This window comes from Mycobacterium sp. DL592, from assembly GCF_011694515.1.
In the GTDB taxonomy this organism is placed as follows: Bacteria; Actinomycetota; Actinomycetes; order Mycobacteriales; family Mycobacteriaceae; genus Mycobacterium.
In genome coordinates this window covers 3,935,017-3,953,492 of the sequence record NZ_CP050192.1, presented here as the reverse complement: position 1 = coordinate 3,953,492, position 18,476 = coordinate 3,935,017, and the positions used below count along the sequence as shown (strand labels likewise).

The window sequence follows — 18,476 nt, the reverse complement described above, 5'->3', positions numbered from 1 at the left end:
CTCGTCGGCATGCCACGGGTGAGCGATGACCAGGAAGTCTCAATGAAGCAGGCGGGAACACTGAATAACGGTGCAGCGGTCGTCAGCCCGGCCGCAGTGCAGTGACCATGTTCGCCACCCCGGACGGGGTGGGGCAGTTGCCGCCGGACCCTCAGCAGCCGGCCGCGCCGGTGAAGCGTCCCTCCCGGTGGTCACTGCGGAACTGGCCGGTACGCCGCAAGGTGTTCGCGATCGTCGCGATCCCGCTCGCCCTTGCCCTGGCCTTCGGCGGCGCCCGGGTCTACGCCGGCCTCAACTCGGCCCGCAATCTGCAACTGGCCGCCGACCGCGTCCAGATGATCCCGTCGATCGAGAACTACATGACCTCGCTGGAGGGGGCGCTGCTGGCGTACTCGTCCAACGGCGACACCGCGGCGGCCACCAACACTTTCGACAGCGCCAGGGCGTCGCTGCAGCGCAAGCTCAACGACACCGATGTCGCCGCCGACGTCCGCACCGGCGTCACCAACATCCTGGCCGGCGGCCAGAAACTGCTCGGCGCGGTCTCGTCGAACTCGATCGGGCTGCGGGAGCGCATCACCACCTATGCGCCGATCCTGCTGACCGCCGAGGACGCCATCAACGGCTCGGTCCGCCTCGACGACGAGACGCTGCGCGCCCAGACGCAGGGCCTCAGCCGTGCCGTCGGTGCCCGCGGCCAGATGTTCATGCAGGAACTGCTCGTCGAGCAGGGCGGTGAGCTAGCCGAGCCGGAACTGCGGACCTCGATGATCACCCTGGCCGGCACCGAGCCGTCGACGTTGTTCGACATGAGCCAGGTGCTCGGCGTCGGCTCGCCGGACGCCAAGATCCTCCAGGGTGAGATGGTTCGCCGGATGGGCATCATGTCCAACCCGGACGCCGTCCTGGTCGGCAACCTCGACCTGCGCCAGTCACTGCAGGCCACCGACAAGATCGCCGCGGATCTCGTCACCAGCACCACCGCGCAGATCACCAAGTCCGTGCAGGCACTGGCCGACGACCGCCGCAACGCCGCCATCCGCGACGGCCTGCTGGTTCTGGCCGCGTTCGTCATCGCGCTGATCATCGTGTTCCTGGTGGCCCGGTCGCTGATCCGGCCGCTGCGCACGCTGCGCGACGGCGCCCTGAAGGTGGCCCACACCGATCTCGAGCAGGAGATCGCCCGGGTCCGCGGCGGTGACGAGCGCGAACCTGAGCCGTTGCCGGTCTACACCACCGAGGAGGTGGGCCAGGTCGCGCACGCGATCGACGAGCTGCACATCCAGGCCCTGCTGCTCGCCGGTGACGAAGCCCGCCTTCGGCTGCTGGTCAACGACATGTTCGAAACAATGTCGCGGCGCAACCGCTCCCTGGTCGACCAGCAGCTCGCGCTGATCGACCGGCTCGAGCGCAACGAGCAGGATCCCGAACGGCTGGAGAGCCTGTTCCGGCTGGACCACCTCGCCACCCGGATGCGGCGGATCGGCGCCAACCTGCTGGTGCTCGCCGGCGCCCAGGTGTCCCGTGAGCAACGAGACTCGCTGCCGCTGGCCAGTGCGATCAACGGTGCGGTGTCCGAAGTCGAGGACTACAAGCGGGTGGAGATCGGCGCCGTGCCGGACTCGGCCCTGGTGGGCAGGGTCTCCGGCGACGCGGTCCACATGCTCGCCGAGCTGATCGACAACGCGCTGCGCTATTCGCCGCCGATCTCGCCGGTACGCGTCACCGCGGTGCACACGAGCAACGCCGGTGTCCTCATCGAGGTCCACGACGACGGTATCGGCATGACCGATTCCGATCTGCGGATCAACAACATGCGGTTGCACGCCGGCGGTGAGGTCAGCCCCGACAACACCCGGCACATGGGCCTTTTCGTCGTCGGCCGGCTCGCCCACATGCACGGCATGGTGGTGCGGCTGCGCAACACGATCGCCGGACAGCCGTCCTCGGGCACTACCGCCGAGCTCTACGTGCCGCCGTCGCTCCTCGAACACGGCGCACCCATCGGCCCGGACGCCCGGCCGTTCGACGCCGAGACCCGATCGCAGGCCCACGACGACGAGGATGCCCGGGCAGCCCTGTTCGCCGCACCCGCGCTCGAGGGCCAGCCCGTCGCCGAACCATCCGGGCTGCCTCGGCGCTCGCCGGGATCCAGCGGAATCACCGGTGCCCCCGCCCCAGCGCCCGAACCGCAACCAGAGCCAGAACCCCAGCCGTCGCGATGGTTCGCCGACGCCGAAACACCCGCCGCCGAGCCGGCAGCCGCACACGATCAGCCGACCAACACCTCCTCGTTCTTCACCTCCCGGGAACGCGCGGAGAAGGACCTCGAGGAGACACCCATCGACATCGGCGACCTCGACGCGCTGGCCGTAGACCTGGCGGCACCGGACGCCGAGGACACCGACACCGACTTCATCTACCAGAAGATGCTCTCGGAGTTCCTGGTCGACCCCAAGACGGTCGCGGTGCCGCAGGACTGGAAGTCGGTGTGGGACAACGGCTGGGCCACCGCGGCCGACGTCGACAACGTGCCGGTGCAGGCGCACACCGAAAACGGCCTGCCGGTGCGTGAGCCCGGCGCCCGGCTGGTTCCCGGAGCGGCCGAGCCGAACACCCTGGCGGCCAACGGAATCCAGCCCGCTGCACCGCCCGCGGCCCCTGAGCTTCCGCGCCGCGATCCCGAGGCCGTCCGCAAGTCTTTCAGCAGCCACTTCGGCGGGGTGCGGGCCGCCCGCGCCAACACCCAATCCGGTCCCACCGAGAACGGACGAGATCAGCAATGACCTATCCGCCACGCGCGCAGAACAACTCGCTGGACTGGCTGGTGTCAAACTTCGCCCGCGAGGTGCCCGGTGTGTCGCATGCGGTGCTGGTGTCGGTGGACGGTCTGCTGATCGCCGCCAGCGAGGCGCTCCCGCGCGACCGTGCGGAGCAGCTGGCCGCCGTCACCTCGGGCCTGGCCAGCCTGGCCGCCGGTGCCGCGCAGCTCTTCGAGGGCGGCCAGGTGCTGCAGTCGGTGGTCGAGATGGCCGGCGGATATCTGCTGGTGATGCGGGTAGGGGACGGCTCGCAGCTGGCCACGCTGGCCACCCCGAACTGCGATATCGGCCAGATCGGTTATGAGATGGCTGTTTTGGTCGAGCGGGTGGGCAACGTCGTCTCCTCGTCGCGTCGAGCCCCGCAACCGTCGTGATCCGCCATGGACGAATGGGCGGCACCTGAGGCGCAGGCGAACATCGTTCGCCCGTATGCGCTGACGTCCGGCCGCACCGACACCACCGTCGAGTTGCCGCTGGAGGCTCCGGTCCAGACCGTGGGCTCGGCTACGACGCCGCACTGGCCCTCCGGTGACGTCCGCGGGAGGATCTGTAACCTGTGTGCCGACAGCCCGTCGGTGGCCGAGATCTCGGCCAAGCTGGGATTGCCGCTCGGTGTCGCGCGGGTCCTCGTCGGTGACTTGGTCGCATCGGGATATCTTCGGGTACACACAACACTGACCGACCGCTCCTCGGTGGACGAGCGCCGTGAACTCATAGGGAGGACCCTGCGTGGCCTACGAGCCCTCTGAGGGGCGCCCTGCTGCCTCGACGAAGATCGTCATCGCCGGTGGGTTCGGCGCCGGCAAGACGACGTTCGTCGGAGCGGTGTCCGAGATCATGCCGCTGCGGACCGAAGCGATGGTGACCGACGCCTCGGCGTCCGTGGACGTACTCGAGGCGACGCCGGGCAAGTCGACGACGACGGTGGCGATGGACTTCGGCCGGATCACGCTCGACAGCGATCTGGTGCTCTACCTGTTCGGCACGCCCGGGCAGCGCAGGTTCTGGTTCATGTGGGACGACCTGGTGCACGGGGCCATCGGAGCGATCATCCTGGTCGACGTGCGTAGGCTGCAGGACAGCTTTCCCGCGGTCGACTTCTTCGAACACCGCAATCTGCCATTCCTGATCGCGGTCAACGAATTCGACGGTGCCCCAAGCTATCCCACTGACGAAGTCCGCAAGGCACTCACCCTGCCGGACACCACGCCGGTGATCACCGTCGACGCCAGGGACCGCAAGTCGGCCACCGACGCGCTGATCGCGGTCAGCGAATACGCTCTGGCCAGCCTCGCGCCGAGCCACCCCTAGAGGCGCAGGTGCCGACCTGGGCCGACCAAGAGTTCGTCGGCCACGACTTCCGTGACGAGGACCTCGCCGGTCTGCAGACCGAACGGGTGGTGTTCACCGAATGCGACTTCGGTGGTGCGAACCTGGCCGAGTCCGTCCACCTGGGCTCGGCGTTCCGCAACTGCCGCTTTCTGAGAACAACACTGTGGCACAGCACCTTTCGCAACTGCAGCATGCTGGGTTCCACATTCGAGGGCTGCCGGATCCGGCCCGCGGTCTTCGACGAGGTCGACTTTACGCTGTCGGTGCTCGGCGCCGCCGATCTGCGCGGGGTCGACTTGTCCGGGTGCCGGCTGCGGGAAGCGGGCCTGGTGCAGGCCGACCTGCGAAAGGCGGTGCTACGCGGGGCTGATCTCAGTGGCGCCCGGACCAACGGTCTGCGCCTCGAGCAGGCTGACCTGCGCGGCGCACGGGTGGACGCCTCCCTGTGGACGACCGCGGCATGCCGGGGCGCGAAGATCGATGTCGCCCAGGCGCTGGCGTTCGCCGTCGCCCACGGCCTCGACGTCACCGGGCAGTGACGACGGCTACTGCCCCCGGGCGGAGGTCGCGGGTGTACCCGCAGGCTCCCAGGTGTTCATGGCCAGATCGAGTTCGTCCTCGCTGAGTGCCCCGACCGGCAACGGAACCTGGTCGGGGCGACAGCGCAGACCCTCGATGAACAACGCCACATAACGCCGCCATAGGTCAGGTCTGACCTCACCGGCGAACTCGCTGACCGTGCCGGCAAGCAAACTGATGAGCGGCATGTCCGGGGCGGCGATTTCCGGGCGGAGGTGGCCGTCGGCCTGCGCACGGTCGACGAGTCTGGTCAGCGCGGGGACCAGGTTTTCCTTGACGGCGTCGACCCGGCTGCCCGCGTAGTGCTTGCTGAATGCGATCTCGCGAAGGCCCCGGTCGGTCGCTGTCACCGAGCACATCTGCTCGACGAACCACACAAACCCCTGCCACGAATCCGCGTAATGCATCGCCTGCTCGGCGAGCGCAGTCAGCTCGGTCAGCCCGTCTTCGAAGATCGCCTCCAGCAGCTCCTCTTTGCTCGCGAAGCGCCGGTACACCGTGCCGACTCCGACGCCTGCGTGGTGAGCCACCTCGTTGAGGTTGGGCTCCAGACCTTTTCGAGCGAACAGGTCGCGAGCGGCGTCGATGATGCGCTGCCGGTTGCGTTGCGCATCCTTGCGCAGCGGGCGATCCGATGTCGAGTGGGGCGTCACCTGAGTCAGTGTAACGACCGACACAGCGAAGCGGATTGACTTCATCCGCTTATCCGGTTAGCTTTTCTGCTTAGCAATGCTCAGTACCGCGCTGGCCGCCGAATTCGGGGTCGCTGTCCACGCTGAAAGGCCACATGTCATGAGATTTGTCGACGGCACACCACTCGAGCGGTGTTCGCAGTGACGCGGGTTCTGAGCCGGCTGTGGATTCCCGTGCTCGTGGTGGTCGTCGCGACGGTGGGAGCGGTCGCGGTAACGAACGCCCGCACGGTCTTCGGTTCCAACCCGGTGATCGTGACGCAGAAAACCTCGGACAGCGCAGAGGACTTCGATCCCAAGGTGGTGACCTACGAGGTGTTCGGTTCGGGCGCAACGGCAGTGGTCAACTACGTCGACCTCGACGGCCGGCCCCAGCGGACCGGGAGCGTGACGCTGCCCTGGTCGGTGACGCTGACCACCACAAACCCCTCGGCGTCGCCGAACGTCCTGGTTCAGGGCGATGGGGATTCAATCGGATGCCGGATCACCGTCGATGACGTGGTCAAAGAGGAGAGGACCGCAACGGGCATGAATGCCGCGACCTACTGCCTGGTGAAGTCCGCATGAGCCTCGACGTCGGTGACGCGCCGATCGACGCCATCCCCGCGGCGCGCCATCGCGCGCACCCGCGCATTCCGCGGTTCATCCGCGCGTTCGCAGTCCCGATCATCCTGGGCTGGATCGCGCTGATCGTGGTGCTGAGCACCATGGTGCCCTCGCTCGAGGACGTCGGAAAGTTGCGCTCGGTGTCGATGAGCCCCAACGACGCGCCGTCGCTGATCGCGACCAAGCGGGTCGGTCAGGTGTTCAAGGAGTACGACACCAGCAGTTCGGTGATGGTGGTTCTCGAAGGAGATCAACCCCTCGGCGCTGATGCACACGCCTTCTACGACAAGATCGTTCAACAGCTGCGCGCCGACCCCAAGCATGTCCAGCATGTCCAGGACTTCTGGGGGGATTCGTTTACTGCGTCCGGCGCCCAGAGCGCCGACAACAAAGCCGCCTATGTGCAGGTGTACATCGGCGGCGATCAGGGTGAAACACTCGCCAACGAGTCGGTAGAGGCGGTCCGCAAGGTCATCGCGGACACTCCGGCCCCGCCTGGGGTGAAGGCCTATGTCACCGGACCTGCTGCCACCACCACAGACCAGAACGCCGTCGGCGACAAGAGCATGCAGGTGATCGAACTCGTCACATTCGCCGTCATCGCCGTCATGCTGTTGATCGTCTATCGATCGATCGTCACCACGCTCATCGTGATGGTGATGATGGGGCTCGGACTGTCCGGCGCTCGGGGGTTGGTCGCGTTCCTCGGCTACCACAACGTTTTCGGGCTGACGACATTCGCGACCAACATGGTCGTCACGCTGGCGATCGCCGCGGCGACGGACTACGCGATCTTCCTGATCGGCAGATATCAGGAGGCCCGCCGCGCAGGCAAAGACCGCGAGTCGGCCTACTACGACATGTTCCACGGCACCGCCCATGTGGTGCTGGCATCGGGTTTGACCATCGCCGGTGCCACCTTCTGCCTGCACTTCACTCGGCTGCCCTATTTCCAGACCATGGGAATCCCACTGGCGTCCGGCATGGTGATCGTGGTCGCCCTGTCGCTAACTCTGGGCCCGGCGTTGATCTCGGTAGCGAGCCGCTTCGGCCGCGTCCTGGAGCCCAAAGGAGTTGGGAAGCAGAAACTGTGGCATCGAGTTGGGACTACAACCGTTCGTTGGCCCGGTGCCATCCTGGTCTGCGCTGTGGCGGTCTCACTGGTGGGCCTTCTCACCCTGCCCGGCTACCACACCACCTACAACGACCGAATCTACTTGCCCAGCAGTGTGCCGGCCAATGTCGGCTACGCAGCGGCGGAGCGCCATTTCTCCCGGGCCAAGATGAACCCCGACCTGCTCATGGTCGAAGCCGACCACGATCTGCGCAATCCGGCCGACTTCCTGGTGATCGACAAGATCGCCAAAGCCCTGGCCCGGGTGCACGGGATCGCCCAGGTCCAGACCATCACCCGGCCGGATGGCAAGCCCATCGAACACTCCACGATTCCATACTCGTTGAGCCAGAACGCCACTGGCCAGCTGATGAACAATGACTACCAGCAGACCATCATCGCCAACACTTTGAAACAAGCCGATGACATGCAGGTGACCATCGATTCGATGACCAAGATGGAGGGCATCACGCAGCAGCTCTCCGATGTCACCCGAAGCATGTCCGACAAGATGAGCGTCACCTCGGACGACATCGCGACGGTGCGCGACCACCTTGCCGACTTCGACGACCAGTTCCGGCCGATACGCAACTACTTCTATTGGGAGCCGCACTGTTTCGACATCCCGATGTGTCAGTCGCTGCGCTCGGTGTTCGACTCGCTGGACGGCATCGCGACGATGTCGGACGACTTCCAGCAGCTGCTTCCCGATATGCGGCGCATGTCCGACTTGACGGGGCAAATGGTCGCGGTGATGCCGGGGATGATCGAGTCGATGAAGAGTCAAAAGCAGTTGATGCTCAACCAGTATCAGGCCCAGAAGGCACAACAGGACCAGACCATGGCCTCGCTCAAGGACAACACGGCGATGGGCCAGGCCTTCGATCAGGCCAAGAACGACGACTCGTTCTACCTGCCGCCGGAAGCGTTCGACAATGACGATTTCAAGCGCGGCATCAAGCTGTTCCTGTCACCGGACGGGCATGCCGTGCGGTTCACCATCGTCCACCAGGGTGACCCGCTGACCGAGGAGGGCACCTCGCGCATCGAGCCGCTCAAGATCGCCGCCGAGGACGCCATCAAGGGAACGCCGTTGGAGGGGGCCAGGATCTACCTGGGTGGCAGTGCGGCGATGTACGCCGACATGCAGCAGGGTGCCAACTGGGATCTGATCATCGCCGCGATTGCTGCACTGATCCTGATCTTCGTCATCATGGTGATCCTGACCAGAGCGCTGGCCGCCGCGGCCGTCATCGTCGGGACCGTGGTGCTGAGCCTGGCCGCATCCTTCGGCCTGTCGGTCCTAATCTGGCAACACCTGATCGGCCTCCCGCTGCACTGGATGGTGATGCCGATGTCGGTGATCGTCCTGCTGGCCGTCGGCGCGGACTACAACCTTCTTCTGGTGTCGCGGATGAAGGAAGAGATTGAAGCCGGCGTGAACACCGGGATCATCCGGGCGATGGTGGGTACCGGCTCGGTGGTCACCGCGGCCGGTATGGTCTTCGCGTTCACCATGGCCTCGATGGCGGTCAGCAAGATGATCGTCATCGGACAGGTCGGAACGACGATCGGGCTTGGTCTGCTGTTCGACACCCTGGTGATCCGGTCCCTGATGACACCGTCGATCGCCGCCTTGCTGGGACGCTGGTTCTGGTGGCCGCAGCGCATTCGTCAGCGTCCGCGTCCCCAGCCGTGGCCCGCGCCCAAAGCGCCGCAGCAGGTCACCCCGCAGCCCGAGGAGGCCCTGGCGTGAAAAAGATTGCCGCACTGGCTGTTCTCACCACCCTGATGATTCAGGGAGCACCTGCCGCCCATGCCGATCCGGACACCGATTTCGCAAACCAGCTGCACGCCGTCGGGGTCTACGGCCCGCGCGACTACAACGCGTGGATCGCGAAGATCGCCTGCGAGCGGCTGGACGGCGGCATCGATCACAGCGCAGCTGACTCGGCGCGGTTTGTCGCCAGGCAGCTGTCGAAGGATGCGACCACGGTGCAGTCATGGCAGTTCGTGGCGCTGGCCTACTCCATCTACTGCCCGGACCGCCAGCTGCTGTTGCAGCAGGCGGCGAACGCCCGGCCGGTCTGAGACCGCCCGTCTCCGTCACAACGAAAAGCAAGGATTATCAATGTACGTTCGCCGAACAGCTATGGTCTTCGCAGCAGCGGTCGCGGGTCTGACAATGGTTTCCGGGGTTCCCGGCACGGCGGCAGCAGACGCCACCGACGACTACCCGATCCCCAAGCGGATCATCCAGACCACATGCACCGTCGACCAGTACATGGCCGCGGCGCGCGACACCTCGCCGATCTACTACGAGCGCTACATGATCGACTACAACAACCGGCCCGTCGACATCGAGGATGCCGCCCGCGACCGCATCTACTGGTTCTTCGCACTGGACGCCGCGGGCCGCCGCCAGTACTCCGAAGACACCGCGACCGACATCTACTTCGAGCAGATGGCCACGCACTGGGGCAACTGGGCGAAGCTGTTCTTCAACAACAAGGGCGTCGTCGCCAAAGCCACCGACGTCTGTGCCCAATACCCGCAGGCCGACCCGGGCGTCTGGAACTGGGGACCCAACCAGCGGCAGTGATAACTGGCTACTTCCAGACCAGCAGGTCGGTCACACCGTTGTTGTAGACGACCTGGGTCGGAGCCGGCCCGGTCACGTCGAAGTACAGCTTGCCTGTCGACTTGGCGCCCTGCGGCAGCGTCGCGGCGCTGATGCCGGCCGGGGTCGCCGCCTGCCACAGCACCTGGTAGTTGGTGCCGTTCGCGGCGCGGGCATTGAAGTCCGGAATGATCGGCGTCACAGTACCTTTGGCCGCCCGCACCGCCGCGGTGGCCTCCCACAGCTTGCCTGCCAGCGGGTAGCCGGGGATGGTGTCGCTGCTCGGCTTGAGGTTGCTGACCTGCCACACCGTGATCACGTTGCCGCCGTCGTCGGCAAGGTGGTTCCAGCCACCGAACGTATCCGTCGTCGGGTCCGTGGGTGCCCCGGCCGCTGTCGGCGCCATCGCGATCGACAGGCCCACTGCTGCGGCGACAATAGCCGTCCTCATCGTCATGCCGGGCACCGTACGGGCGTTCGGTGAACATCTTCTGACCATTGAGCCAACGTTTCGCGTTGCTCTGTCCCCGCGTCGCCATGAGGCTGTGGCCCGGCTGTTTCACATCGCGGCCAGATTCACAACCGCCATCGCGGCCGTGCCGATCGAAACTGCACGATCGCGGACCCAGCATAGATGCATGGCCGCTTTGTCCGTCCATGATCCATCTCACCTCGTCGAGCTTGGCTGCCGTGCGCTCAAGCAGCTTCTCGAAGAGGACGGCGTCTAACGCGTGGGCGAGTGTTCCTAAGATCCGTAAAGTGTTGAGCCGCGGCCTGGTTCGGCCCCGACGTGCCCCCGGCCGTGCTGGCCCGGACTGGACGTACGACGTAAGCGCAGATGTGGGATGCGTCACGCGCGAGCGGCGCAGTCATAGGTTCACGACAGGCTCTCCATACTTCGAACCTAGTTCAGCGGGCGAGACTGGCACAGTGGCACAAGATCACGATCTGGAGCGAGGGTGACAGCCATGGCTGGCATCAGGCTCGCAAGCCTGTGCCGCCTGGACGGTATGCCTATCCATGCGCTGGTCGTCGATGATGAGCCGATATTGGCAGAAATGGTCTCGATGACGCTGCGCTATGAAGGGTGGCGCGTGGACACCGCTGGAAGCGGGGCGGCAGCGCTCAAGTCCGCACGCGAGAGTCCGCCAGACGTGGTCATCCTGGACATAATGTTGCCTGATATCAGTGGCCTGGAGGTCCTGGAGCGACTGCGAGCGGACCGCCCTGGCCTGCCACTGCTGTTGTTGACTGCCAGGGACTCCCTAGAAGATCGCATCGCGGGCCTCAGCGCCGGTGGCGACGACTACGTTACGAAGCCCTTCAGCCTCGAAGAACTCGTGCTGCGACTGAGGGCATTGTTACGCCGCGCGGGCGTAGCTGTGTCCAACGACGCCGCAAAAGTGGTAGTCGGTGATCTGGTGCTGGACGAGGACACTCGTGAGGTAACGCGTGGCGGAGACGCGATCAACCTGACTGCAACAGAATTCGAGGTGCTGCGGTACCTGATGCACAACGCTCGTCGAGTGGTCAGCAAGAGCCAGATTCTCGACGAAGTGTGGGACTACGACTTCGGCGGCCGCTCCAACGTTGTGGAACTTTTCATCTCTTATCTCAGGAAAAAGATTGACTACGGACGTCAACCGATGATCCACACACTTCGAGGCTCCGGCTATTTGATCAAGCCCGCCGGACTTCATCAGTTGTGAGTTCGCCGGTCGACGAACGCTGGGGTGAGACGACTCTGATGTCCCGGCGACTACCCCCGGTTCCCGATCCGGAGCCGGGGATTCGGTATCGGCTGCGCCATCCCAGTGCGTGGTCGTTGAGGATCCGCCTGCTGGCGGCCCAGGTGGTTCTACTGGCAACGGTGTGCATCGGAATCGGCGTCGGCACATTGACGGCCATGCATCGGTATCTACTCGATCAACTCGATGAACAGGTCATCGATGCGGCGACGCGTTCCTCCCTGCTGTATGCCCTTGGTCCGCCGCCGCCGATGCCTGGTGTCTCCAGTGCGGCTCCTTCCGGCGCCTTCTTCCTCAACGCACCGGGCCAATCTGCCGGCACATTGGGAGCATTGCTGTCGGAAGGGCGCGTTCTGGACGGCGCGGTTGTCACTGGCAGCGGAGCGCTGAAACCGTTGAGCGAGAGCGCTTGTCGGGGGATATCCACCATGTTCTTCGCAGAGCCTACGACGATCAACATTGACGGCCTCGGATCGTATCGGGTCATCACTTCCCCGGCTCGCAATGGGCGACACATCGTTACCGGCTTGCCGACCAATGGTCCAGATCAGACTCAATTGTCACTGTTGTGGATGCTCGGCGTGATGGTCGCGGTGGGGCTGGGCGCCGCGGTGTTGGTTGGCCTTCTGATTCTGCGCCGCCAGCTAGCTCCGCTGTCGGCGGTGGCCGCCACCGCGGCACGGGTTGCGGACTCCGACCTCGACCATGGCGAGGTGACGATGCCAAGGCCATTGGCGGCGGCAGAATCGCCCTCGCGCTACACCGAAGTGGGACGGCTCGGTGCCGCCTTCGATCGGATGCTGCAGCGTATCGGCGATGCGATGGCGGCGCGGCACGCAAGTGAGACGCGGGTGCGCCAGTTCGTGGCTGACGCCAGCCACGAGTTGCGGACCCCGTTGGCGGCCATCCGGGGGTATACCGAACTGGTGCAACGTGATCAGACTGAATTCTCCGACAATGTCGTCCATGCGTTAGGCCGAATCGACTCCGAAGCCAAGCGCATGTCCAGCCTGGTTGAGGACATGCTGTTGTTGGCCCGTCTAGATGCGGGGCGAGTGATCGATGCTGAGCCAGTAGACCTGTCGCAGTTGGCGATTGACGCGGTCAGCGACGCACACATCGCGGGGCGTGATCATTCGTGGGAGCTGCGTCTACCTGATGAACCGGTTGTGATGATCGGTGACGGTGCACGACTTCACCAGGTGCTGGCCAATCTGCTTTCCAATGCCCGTGTGCACACCCCGCCGGGCACAGCTATTGCGATCTCGCTGAGGACAGTGAACGGGCGGATCGTCATTGAGGTGACGGACGATGGCCCTGGCATACCGGTTGCGCAGCAACCCGAGATCTTCGGTCGCTTCGTGCGCGGTGACAGCTCGCGCTCACGTCGGGGCGGTAGCACCGGCCTGGGTCTGGCGATAGTGAGCGCGGTGGTCAACGCTCACAGAGGTGAGGTCATGGTGCGCAGCATCCCCGGTGCCACCACCTTCACCGTCGTACTGCCCGCTGCGCCCGAAGGGCGGTAGGTGCAGTTGCGAATGCTGTCGGCGGCCGCGATCTCACGGCCGCCAACAGCTTTCGCCCGGTTGCTTACTGGAGGTTAGAGCGGTGGGCAGGGGGTCAGCGGTGGGCAGGGCTGCGGGCCGGCGGGACCTGGGCCCACTGGACCCGGGCCGGGACCACCGGGACCTCCTGGTCCCGGGCCGGGACCACCCGGGCCTGGGCCGGGGCCGGGTCCGCCCACGCAGGGTGTCCCGGGCAAACATGGCGGCGGCGGTCCGGCTGCCGCCACCTGCGTTCCGAAGCCGGCGACGGCGAACATCAGCGTCCCCGCGACAACCGACGTGTGCAGGACACTACGACGCAATGACTGTTTTTTCATGTGATCGCTCTCCCTAGAGAAATTGTGAAACATATTGTGCAGCAACGGCTTATTTGTTGACTTGTGCGGCCGTCTCATGCCGATGGGGTGTTGGTGGAGGGCGGGGGCGTTTGGTGCCGGCCACGCTGCGCCGGTGCGCCCCGAATTCAACATAACTCCTTCTGTGTGAAATGTGCTGTGCCACATCGACCATAGCTAGCGATCCTGTGACCGGGCTGCTACTGGTTATGGCCACGCTATGGATTCGGTTTTGTTATTAGGAGACTGGTGACGATGGTGGCACGTCGCGGCGTGTCTGCTCGACACCGCGTATCCGTTGGTGGTTCTCACGACGCTGCTAAGTCATTGATATTGGGTGTACAGCGCGCGGGCCTAGCGTTCTCGTTATCTGGTCGGCACTTCGAGGAGTCGGTGATGGCAGCTGTCCGGTCCGCCAAGTCCGCGTGGCTATCAATCTGCGTGTTGGGGACTGCGTTATCGAGCACGGCATGTTCGCTGTCCGGTGACGTGGCACCGTTTCCGGCGCCTGCTCCGGCGACGTGGTCGAGCATCGAGACTCAGGCGCCGCAGGTGGGGCTCGGGTTTTCCCGGTGCTTGATCGAACACGGCGTGCCGCGCGGCGAACAGCCACCGAGTGCCGACGAGAAAGCGTGGGAAAGCGCTGTCAGGGCTTGTGTTTCAGAGACCTCCCCGCCAGCGCCCTAATGGGTCTCCGCCGAGATGTCTCGGCGGTGTAAGTAAGTCGCAGTGAGCAGTATCAACAGGTAAGGAGGGGCGATGTTCCCCAAAACAGTAGTGACCCGGATGGGGCGCACGGCCGCGGTGGCGATAACCGGCGGTGGTGTGCTGTTGGCGCTCGGCGGCGTGGCCGCACCAGTCGCACAGGCCGAACCACCGGGGATGTGCATGCCCGGAATGCCCTGTGGCCCCGGCGGTCCCGGTGGTGGTCCCGGTGGTTTCGGACCCGGCCCGGGTGGTCCCGGTGGTTTCGGACCCGGCCCGGGTGGTCCCGGTGGTTTCGGCGGTCCCGGGGGTCCAGTTGGTCCCGTTGGATTTGGTGGCCCAGGCGGTCCGGGTGGTCCCGGCGGTTTCGGACCCGGCCCGGGTGGTCCCGTGCTCGGCCCAGTGGGTCAGTTTCTGTCGGACCTGTGCATTCTGCCGATCGTGTGCCCGCCGCACTGATCGGATCTCCACTGCATCAAGGAGTGGCGTGCAGCTGCGCTGCGCCCCACTCCTTGATTGCGTGGCTGGTTATGCGCTCTTGAGCCGAATCTTCCATCGCACGAAGCTCAGGTAGCCGACGCACAGCGCGCCGAGCATCCCCATGTCGAACCACCACGCCGACGCCGTGTGTTCCCAGTGCCGGTCCTTGGGGGTCAGCGGTCCCGGCACCAGCTTGATGAGGTCGACCGTCGAGGCCGAGGCGGCGAAGCCCCAGCGCGCCGGGGTGAACCAGGACAATTGGTCGAGCACTAGGCGGCCGGTCACCGGGATCATGCCGCCGGAGAACACCAGCTGGCTCATCACCGCCACCACGAGAAGCGGCATGATCTGCTCGTTGGACTTGGCCAGCGCCGACAGCGCCAGACCCACCATCGCGGCGGTGACCGTCGTCGCCGCCATCACCACGAACAGCTCCAGCGTCGGCGACAGGAACGTCAGCGAACCCTGCGTCGGGGCGCCCTTGCCGGCGATGGTGATGGCCGTGACGATCGAGGACTGCACGATCGCGAACACCGCGTAGATGCACACCTTCGCCAGCAGATACGCCGTCGTCGACAACCCGACCGCCTGCTCACGGCGGAAGATCGCCCGCTCGCCGATCAGATCGCGCACTGTCAGGGCGGTGCCCATGAAGATTGCACCGACGTTCAGCAGCACGAGGATCTGACCCGGTTCGTTGGGGGCGTTGCCCATCGGGTCGGGCACCCCGAAGCCGACGGTGCCCGGCACCGACAGCGAGAGCACACCCATGATGAACGGCAGCAGCGCCAGGAACGCGAAGTAGCCGCGGTCGGAGATGATCAGCCGCATCTGGCGCCGCGCGATCGTCGAGAATTGGCGCAGCAGACTGGTATGAGTCGGCTCGCCGATGTCCGACGGCGCCTCCACCGGCGGCGGTGGGGGAGTCGGACCGGTCTGGGCCAGGTAACGCTGATAAGCGGCGTCGGGATCGCCGGCCACGGCGCTGAAGATGTCGGCCCAGTTTGTGGTGCCCATCGCCGGGCCGATCTGGCTAGGGGTGCCGCAGAACGCGGTCTTGCCTCCCGGCGCCAGCAGCAGCACCTGATCGCACACGTCGAGATAGGTCAGCGAGTGGGTGACCACCAGCACCACGCGGCCGGCGTCGGCCAGTTGGCGCAGCATCGTCATGACCTGCCGGTCCAGCGCGGGGTCCAGGCCCGAGGTGGGCTCGTCCAGGATCAGCAGCGACGGGCCGGTCAGCAGTTCCAGCGCCACCGAGGCGCGCTTGCGCTGCCCGCCCGACAGCTTGTCCACCCGGGTGTCGGCGTGCTGGGTCATCTCCAGCTCCCCGAGCACCTGGGCCACCACCTGCTGGCGGTCCTCCTTGGTGGTGTCCGGCGGCAGCCGCAGCTCGGCCGCGTACATCAGCGCCTGGTTGACCGTCAGCTGGCCGTGGACCACGTCGTCCTGGGGCACCATCCCGATCCGGGAGCGCAGTGAGGCGTACTCGGCGTGGACGTTGTGTCCCTCGAAAGTGACTGTGCCACTTGTCGGATGGGTGTAACCGGCGACCAGCCGCGCGAACGTCGACTTGCCCGCACCCGAGGGACCGATGACCGCCGTGAGGGTGCCGGGGCGCGCGGTCAGCGAGATGTTGTCCAGCAGCGTCTTGTTGTTCTCGATCGTCCACGTCACGCCGCGCACGTCCAGACCGCCGGTGGCGGTGGCGGCCTCGGTCTCAGTGCGCCGGGCCAGCGTGCCGCCGGCGAACACCAGGTCGATGTTGCCGATGGTGACGGTGTCGCCTTCGTTGAGCATCGCGGTGTCGACCCGGGTGCCGTTGACGAACGTGCCGTTGATGCTGCGGTTGTCGACGATCTCCGTGCCGCCCGGGGTCGGGATCAGCGTCGCGTGGTGGCGCGAGGCCAGCACGTCGGGAATGACGATGTCGTTGTCGGTCGCGCGGCCGATCTTGATACCGCCGGGCGGCACCTCGCTGGGCGCGCCGGGCCGCAGGATCTTGAGCATCGACGTCGCGATGTTCGACGACGCGGCGGGCTTACCTGCCGCGGGCCGCATCTGGGTCGGTGCGGCGGCCGGCGGCGGGGGCACCGGTGCCGGCGCGCTCGGCGGCCGGGTCGGATACGTCGGCTGCGCGGGTGAACCGCTGGTCGGGTAGGCCGGCGGCGGCTGATAGGCGGGCTGCGGTCGCGCCGGTGGCGGCGGCCAGGCGTTGGCGGTCGCCGGTCCCTGGCTGGGCGCGGCCGGCCACGAGGGTGACGACGGCGGCGCCGAGACGCGCACCGAGGAAGTCTGCGGTGGGCGTCCTACCGTCCCCTGATGACGGCCGACCGCGAAGCGCAGGGCGGGCCCGTCCGGGTTGCCGACGTTGACGGTCATCCCGTCGGCGATATCGACCGACGGAATCCGCCTGCCGTTGATGAACATCCCGTTGAGCGAGCCGTTGTCGATGGCCAGCCAGCGGCCGTTGTCGAAGCGAAGCACCAGATGTGCGCGCGAGATCAGCGGGTGGGCAACACGGACATCGGCACGAAGGTCGCGGCCGACCACGACGTCGTGGCCTGCGGCGAAGGTGCGCTCCGCCCCGTCGTACCGAACGGTCAGCGCGGGTGCGGAAGGTCGACTCATCGCTACCAACTCTATCGGTAGCGCCCCGCCTCGCCCGTCAGGCGGGAGCGCCCGTTTCGACGCAGATCGTCCGCGAGTAGATCGTCGGCATGCATTTGTTGCAGTGCGTGCACAGCGACTGCACGGAATGCGCATCGCCGTCGGCCTTGATGCGGTTGAGCAGGTCCGGTTCGGCCAGCAGGGCGCGGCCCATCGCCACGAACTCGAAGCCGTCGGCCATCGCGCGGTCCATGGTGTCGCGGTTGGTGATGCCGCCGAGCAGGATCAGCGGCAAGGTCAGCTCGGCGCGGAACTTCAGCGCGTCGCGCAGCAGGTAGGTGTCCTCGTAGGGGTATTCCCGCATGAACTTCGTGCCGGTCATCCGCATGCCCCAGTTGAGCGGCCACTTCTGCGCCGCGGCGAACTCCTTGACCGGTGCGTCGCCGCGGAACAGATACATCGGGTTGAGCAGCGAGCTTCCGGCGGTCAGCTCGAGGGCGTCCAGACCGCCGTCGTCTTGCAGCCAGCGCGCGGTCTGCAGCGACTCGTCGATGCTGATGCCGCCGCGCACGCCGTCGGACATGTTGAGCTTGGCGGTGACCGCGATCGGTGCCGGGCCCAGCCGCTCGACCTCGCGGCGCACCGCCATCACGACCGAGCGGGCCACCTTGGCGCGGTTCTCCAGCGACCCGCCGAACTCGTCGGAGCGCCGGTTGATCATCGGCGACAGGAACGAACTGGCGAGGTAGTTGTGGCCCAGGTGGATCTCGACGGCGTCGAAACCGGAGTCGATGGCGAACCGGGCGGCCGCGGCGTGCGCGGCGATCACGTCGGTGATGTCGTCACGGTTGGCGTGCCGGGCGAACTTCATCGACAGCGGGTTGAAGAAGCGCACCGGTGCCAGCGCGGGCGCCTTGTTCGAACGCGCGTTGGCCACCGGGCCGGCGTGGCCGATCTGCGCGCTGATCGCGGCGCCCTCGGCGTGGACGGCGTCGGCGAGGCGTTGCAGGCCGGGAACGGCCGCCGGGCGCATCCAGATCTGCCCGCCGTTGGTGCGCCCGCCCTGGCTCACCGCCGTGTAGGCGACCGTGGTCATGCCCACCCCGCCGGCCGCGATTTGGCGGTGGAACGAGATCAGATCGTCGGAGACGACATCGTCGGGGGTGCGGGCTTCGAAGGTGGCTGACTTGAGGATGCGATTGCGCAGCGTAATCGGGCCGAGTTTGGCCGGACTGAACACATCTGGCGCACTGTTCATGAGCGCAGCT

The 18,476-nt window shown here is 66.1% G+C and carries 15 protein-coding genes; 11 read left to right on the top strand and 4 right to left on the bottom strand.

Going from position 1 to position 18,476, the window contains the following annotated elements:
- Positions 1-107: 107 nt before the first annotated feature.
- Genes HBE64_RS19000 through HBE64_RS18980 form a run of 5 tightly spaced genes read left to right on the top strand, consistent with a single transcriptional unit; the run spans position 108 to position 4,693 of the window.
- Positions 108-2,786: a sensor histidine kinase gene (locus HBE64_RS19000; RefSeq protein WP_167105632.1), complete on the top strand. Its 2,679-nt coding sequence runs from the start codon at positions 108-110 to the stop codon at positions 2,784-2,786.
- Entirely contained in the window at positions 2,783-3,196 is a 414-nt protein-coding gene (locus HBE64_RS18995; protein WP_167105629.1) for a roadblock/LC7 domain-containing protein, read from the top strand. The genes HBE64_RS19000 and HBE64_RS18995 overlap by 4 nt, the downstream gene beginning before the upstream one ends.
- 6 nt (positions 3,197-3,202) lie before the next feature.
- Positions 3,203-3,571 carry a DUF742 domain-containing protein gene (locus tag HBE64_RS18990; RefSeq protein ID WP_167105626.1) on the top strand — a complete coding sequence of 123 codons (369 nt, stop codon included), beginning with the start codon at positions 3,203-3,205 and terminating at the stop codon, positions 3,569-3,571.
- On the top strand, positions 3,552-4,133 hold the full coding sequence (locus HBE64_RS18985; RefSeq protein WP_167105623.1) for an ATP/GTP-binding protein: 582 nt from the start codon (positions 3,552-3,554) through the stop codon (positions 4,131-4,133). Before HBE64_RS18990 ends, HBE64_RS18985 begins: the two co-directional genes overlap by 20 nt.
- Before the next feature lie 8 nt (positions 4,134-4,141).
- Complete coding sequence (locus HBE64_RS18980; protein ID WP_208300506.1) at positions 4,142-4,693, top strand: pentapeptide repeat-containing protein; 552 nt, start codon at positions 4,142-4,144, stop codon at positions 4,691-4,693.
- A gap of 6 nt (positions 4,694-4,699) precedes the next feature.
- On the opposite strand, the gene HBE64_RS18975 is transcribed toward HBE64_RS18980, so the two are convergent.
- Positions 4,700-5,431 (bottom strand): TetR/AcrR family transcriptional regulator, encoded by a 732-nt coding sequence (locus HBE64_RS18975; RefSeq protein WP_167105620.1) that lies wholly within the window; start codon positions 5,429-5,431, stop codon positions 4,700-4,702.
- Positions 5,432-5,566: 135 nt separating this feature from the next.
- On the opposite strand from HBE64_RS18975, the gene HBE64_RS18970 reads away from it, so the two are divergent.
- The 4 genes from HBE64_RS18970 to HBE64_RS18955 all read left to right on the top strand — a co-directional run bounded on the left by HBE64_RS18970 (position 5,567) and on the right by HBE64_RS18955 (position 9,747).
- A complete protein-coding gene (locus HBE64_RS18970) occupies positions 5,567-5,992 on the top strand; it encodes an MmpS family transport accessory protein (RefSeq protein WP_167105617.1) in 426 nt (141 codons plus the stop codon).
- Positions 5,989-8,901 carry an RND family transporter gene (locus HBE64_RS18965; protein ID WP_167105614.1) on the top strand — a complete coding sequence of 971 codons (2,913 nt, stop codon included), beginning with the start codon at positions 5,989-5,991 and terminating at the stop codon, positions 8,899-8,901. Before HBE64_RS18970 ends, HBE64_RS18965 begins: the two co-directional genes overlap by 4 nt.
- Entirely contained in the window at positions 8,898-9,236 is a 339-nt protein-coding gene (locus tag HBE64_RS18960; protein WP_371744012.1) for a DUF732 domain-containing protein, read from the top strand. The genes HBE64_RS18965 and HBE64_RS18960 overlap by 4 nt, the downstream gene beginning before the upstream one ends.
- Before the next feature lie 61 nt (positions 9,237-9,297).
- Positions 9,298-9,747, top strand: coding sequence for a DUF5078 domain-containing protein (locus tag HBE64_RS18955; RefSeq protein ID WP_371744202.1), 450 nt, complete (start codon positions 9,298-9,300; stop codon positions 9,745-9,747).
- A gap of 7 nt (positions 9,748-9,754) precedes the next feature.
- Here HBE64_RS18955 and HBE64_RS18950 read toward each other — a convergent pair whose 3' ends face one another.
- Complete coding sequence (locus HBE64_RS18950) at positions 9,755-10,222, bottom strand: MPT63 family protein (protein ID WP_167105608.1); 468 nt, start codon at positions 10,220-10,222, stop codon at positions 9,755-9,757.
- A gap of 511 nt (positions 10,223-10,733) precedes the next feature.
- Here HBE64_RS18950 and HBE64_RS18945 point away from each other — a divergent pair.
- Together HBE64_RS18945 and HBE64_RS18940 are read left to right on the top strand one after the other, a co-directional pair.
- Positions 10,734-11,474 (top strand): response regulator transcription factor, encoded by a 741-nt coding sequence (locus HBE64_RS18945; RefSeq protein ID WP_371744011.1) that lies wholly within the window; start codon positions 10,734-10,736, stop codon positions 11,472-11,474.
- A gap of 38 nt (positions 11,475-11,512) precedes the next feature.
- Complete coding sequence (locus HBE64_RS18940) at positions 11,513-13,039, top strand: cell wall metabolism sensor histidine kinase WalK (protein WP_167109416.1); 1,527 nt, start codon at positions 11,513-11,515, stop codon at positions 13,037-13,039.
- A gap of 1,607 nt (positions 13,040-14,646) precedes the next feature.
- On the opposite strand, the gene HBE64_RS18935 is transcribed toward HBE64_RS18940, so the two are convergent.
- Both HBE64_RS18935 and HBE64_RS18930 read right to left on the bottom strand, forming a co-directional pair.
- Entirely contained in the window at positions 14,647-17,229 is a 2,583-nt protein-coding gene (locus HBE64_RS18935; RefSeq protein ID WP_167105605.1) for an FHA domain-containing protein, read from the bottom strand.
- A 37-nt stretch (positions 17,230-17,266) separates the two neighbouring features.
- Positions 17,267-18,466 carry an NADH:flavin oxidoreductase gene (locus tag HBE64_RS18930; protein ID WP_167105602.1) on the bottom strand — a complete coding sequence of 400 codons (1,200 nt, stop codon included), beginning with the start codon at positions 18,464-18,466 and terminating at the stop codon, positions 17,267-17,269.
- Positions 18,467-18,476 lie beyond the last annotated feature (10 nt).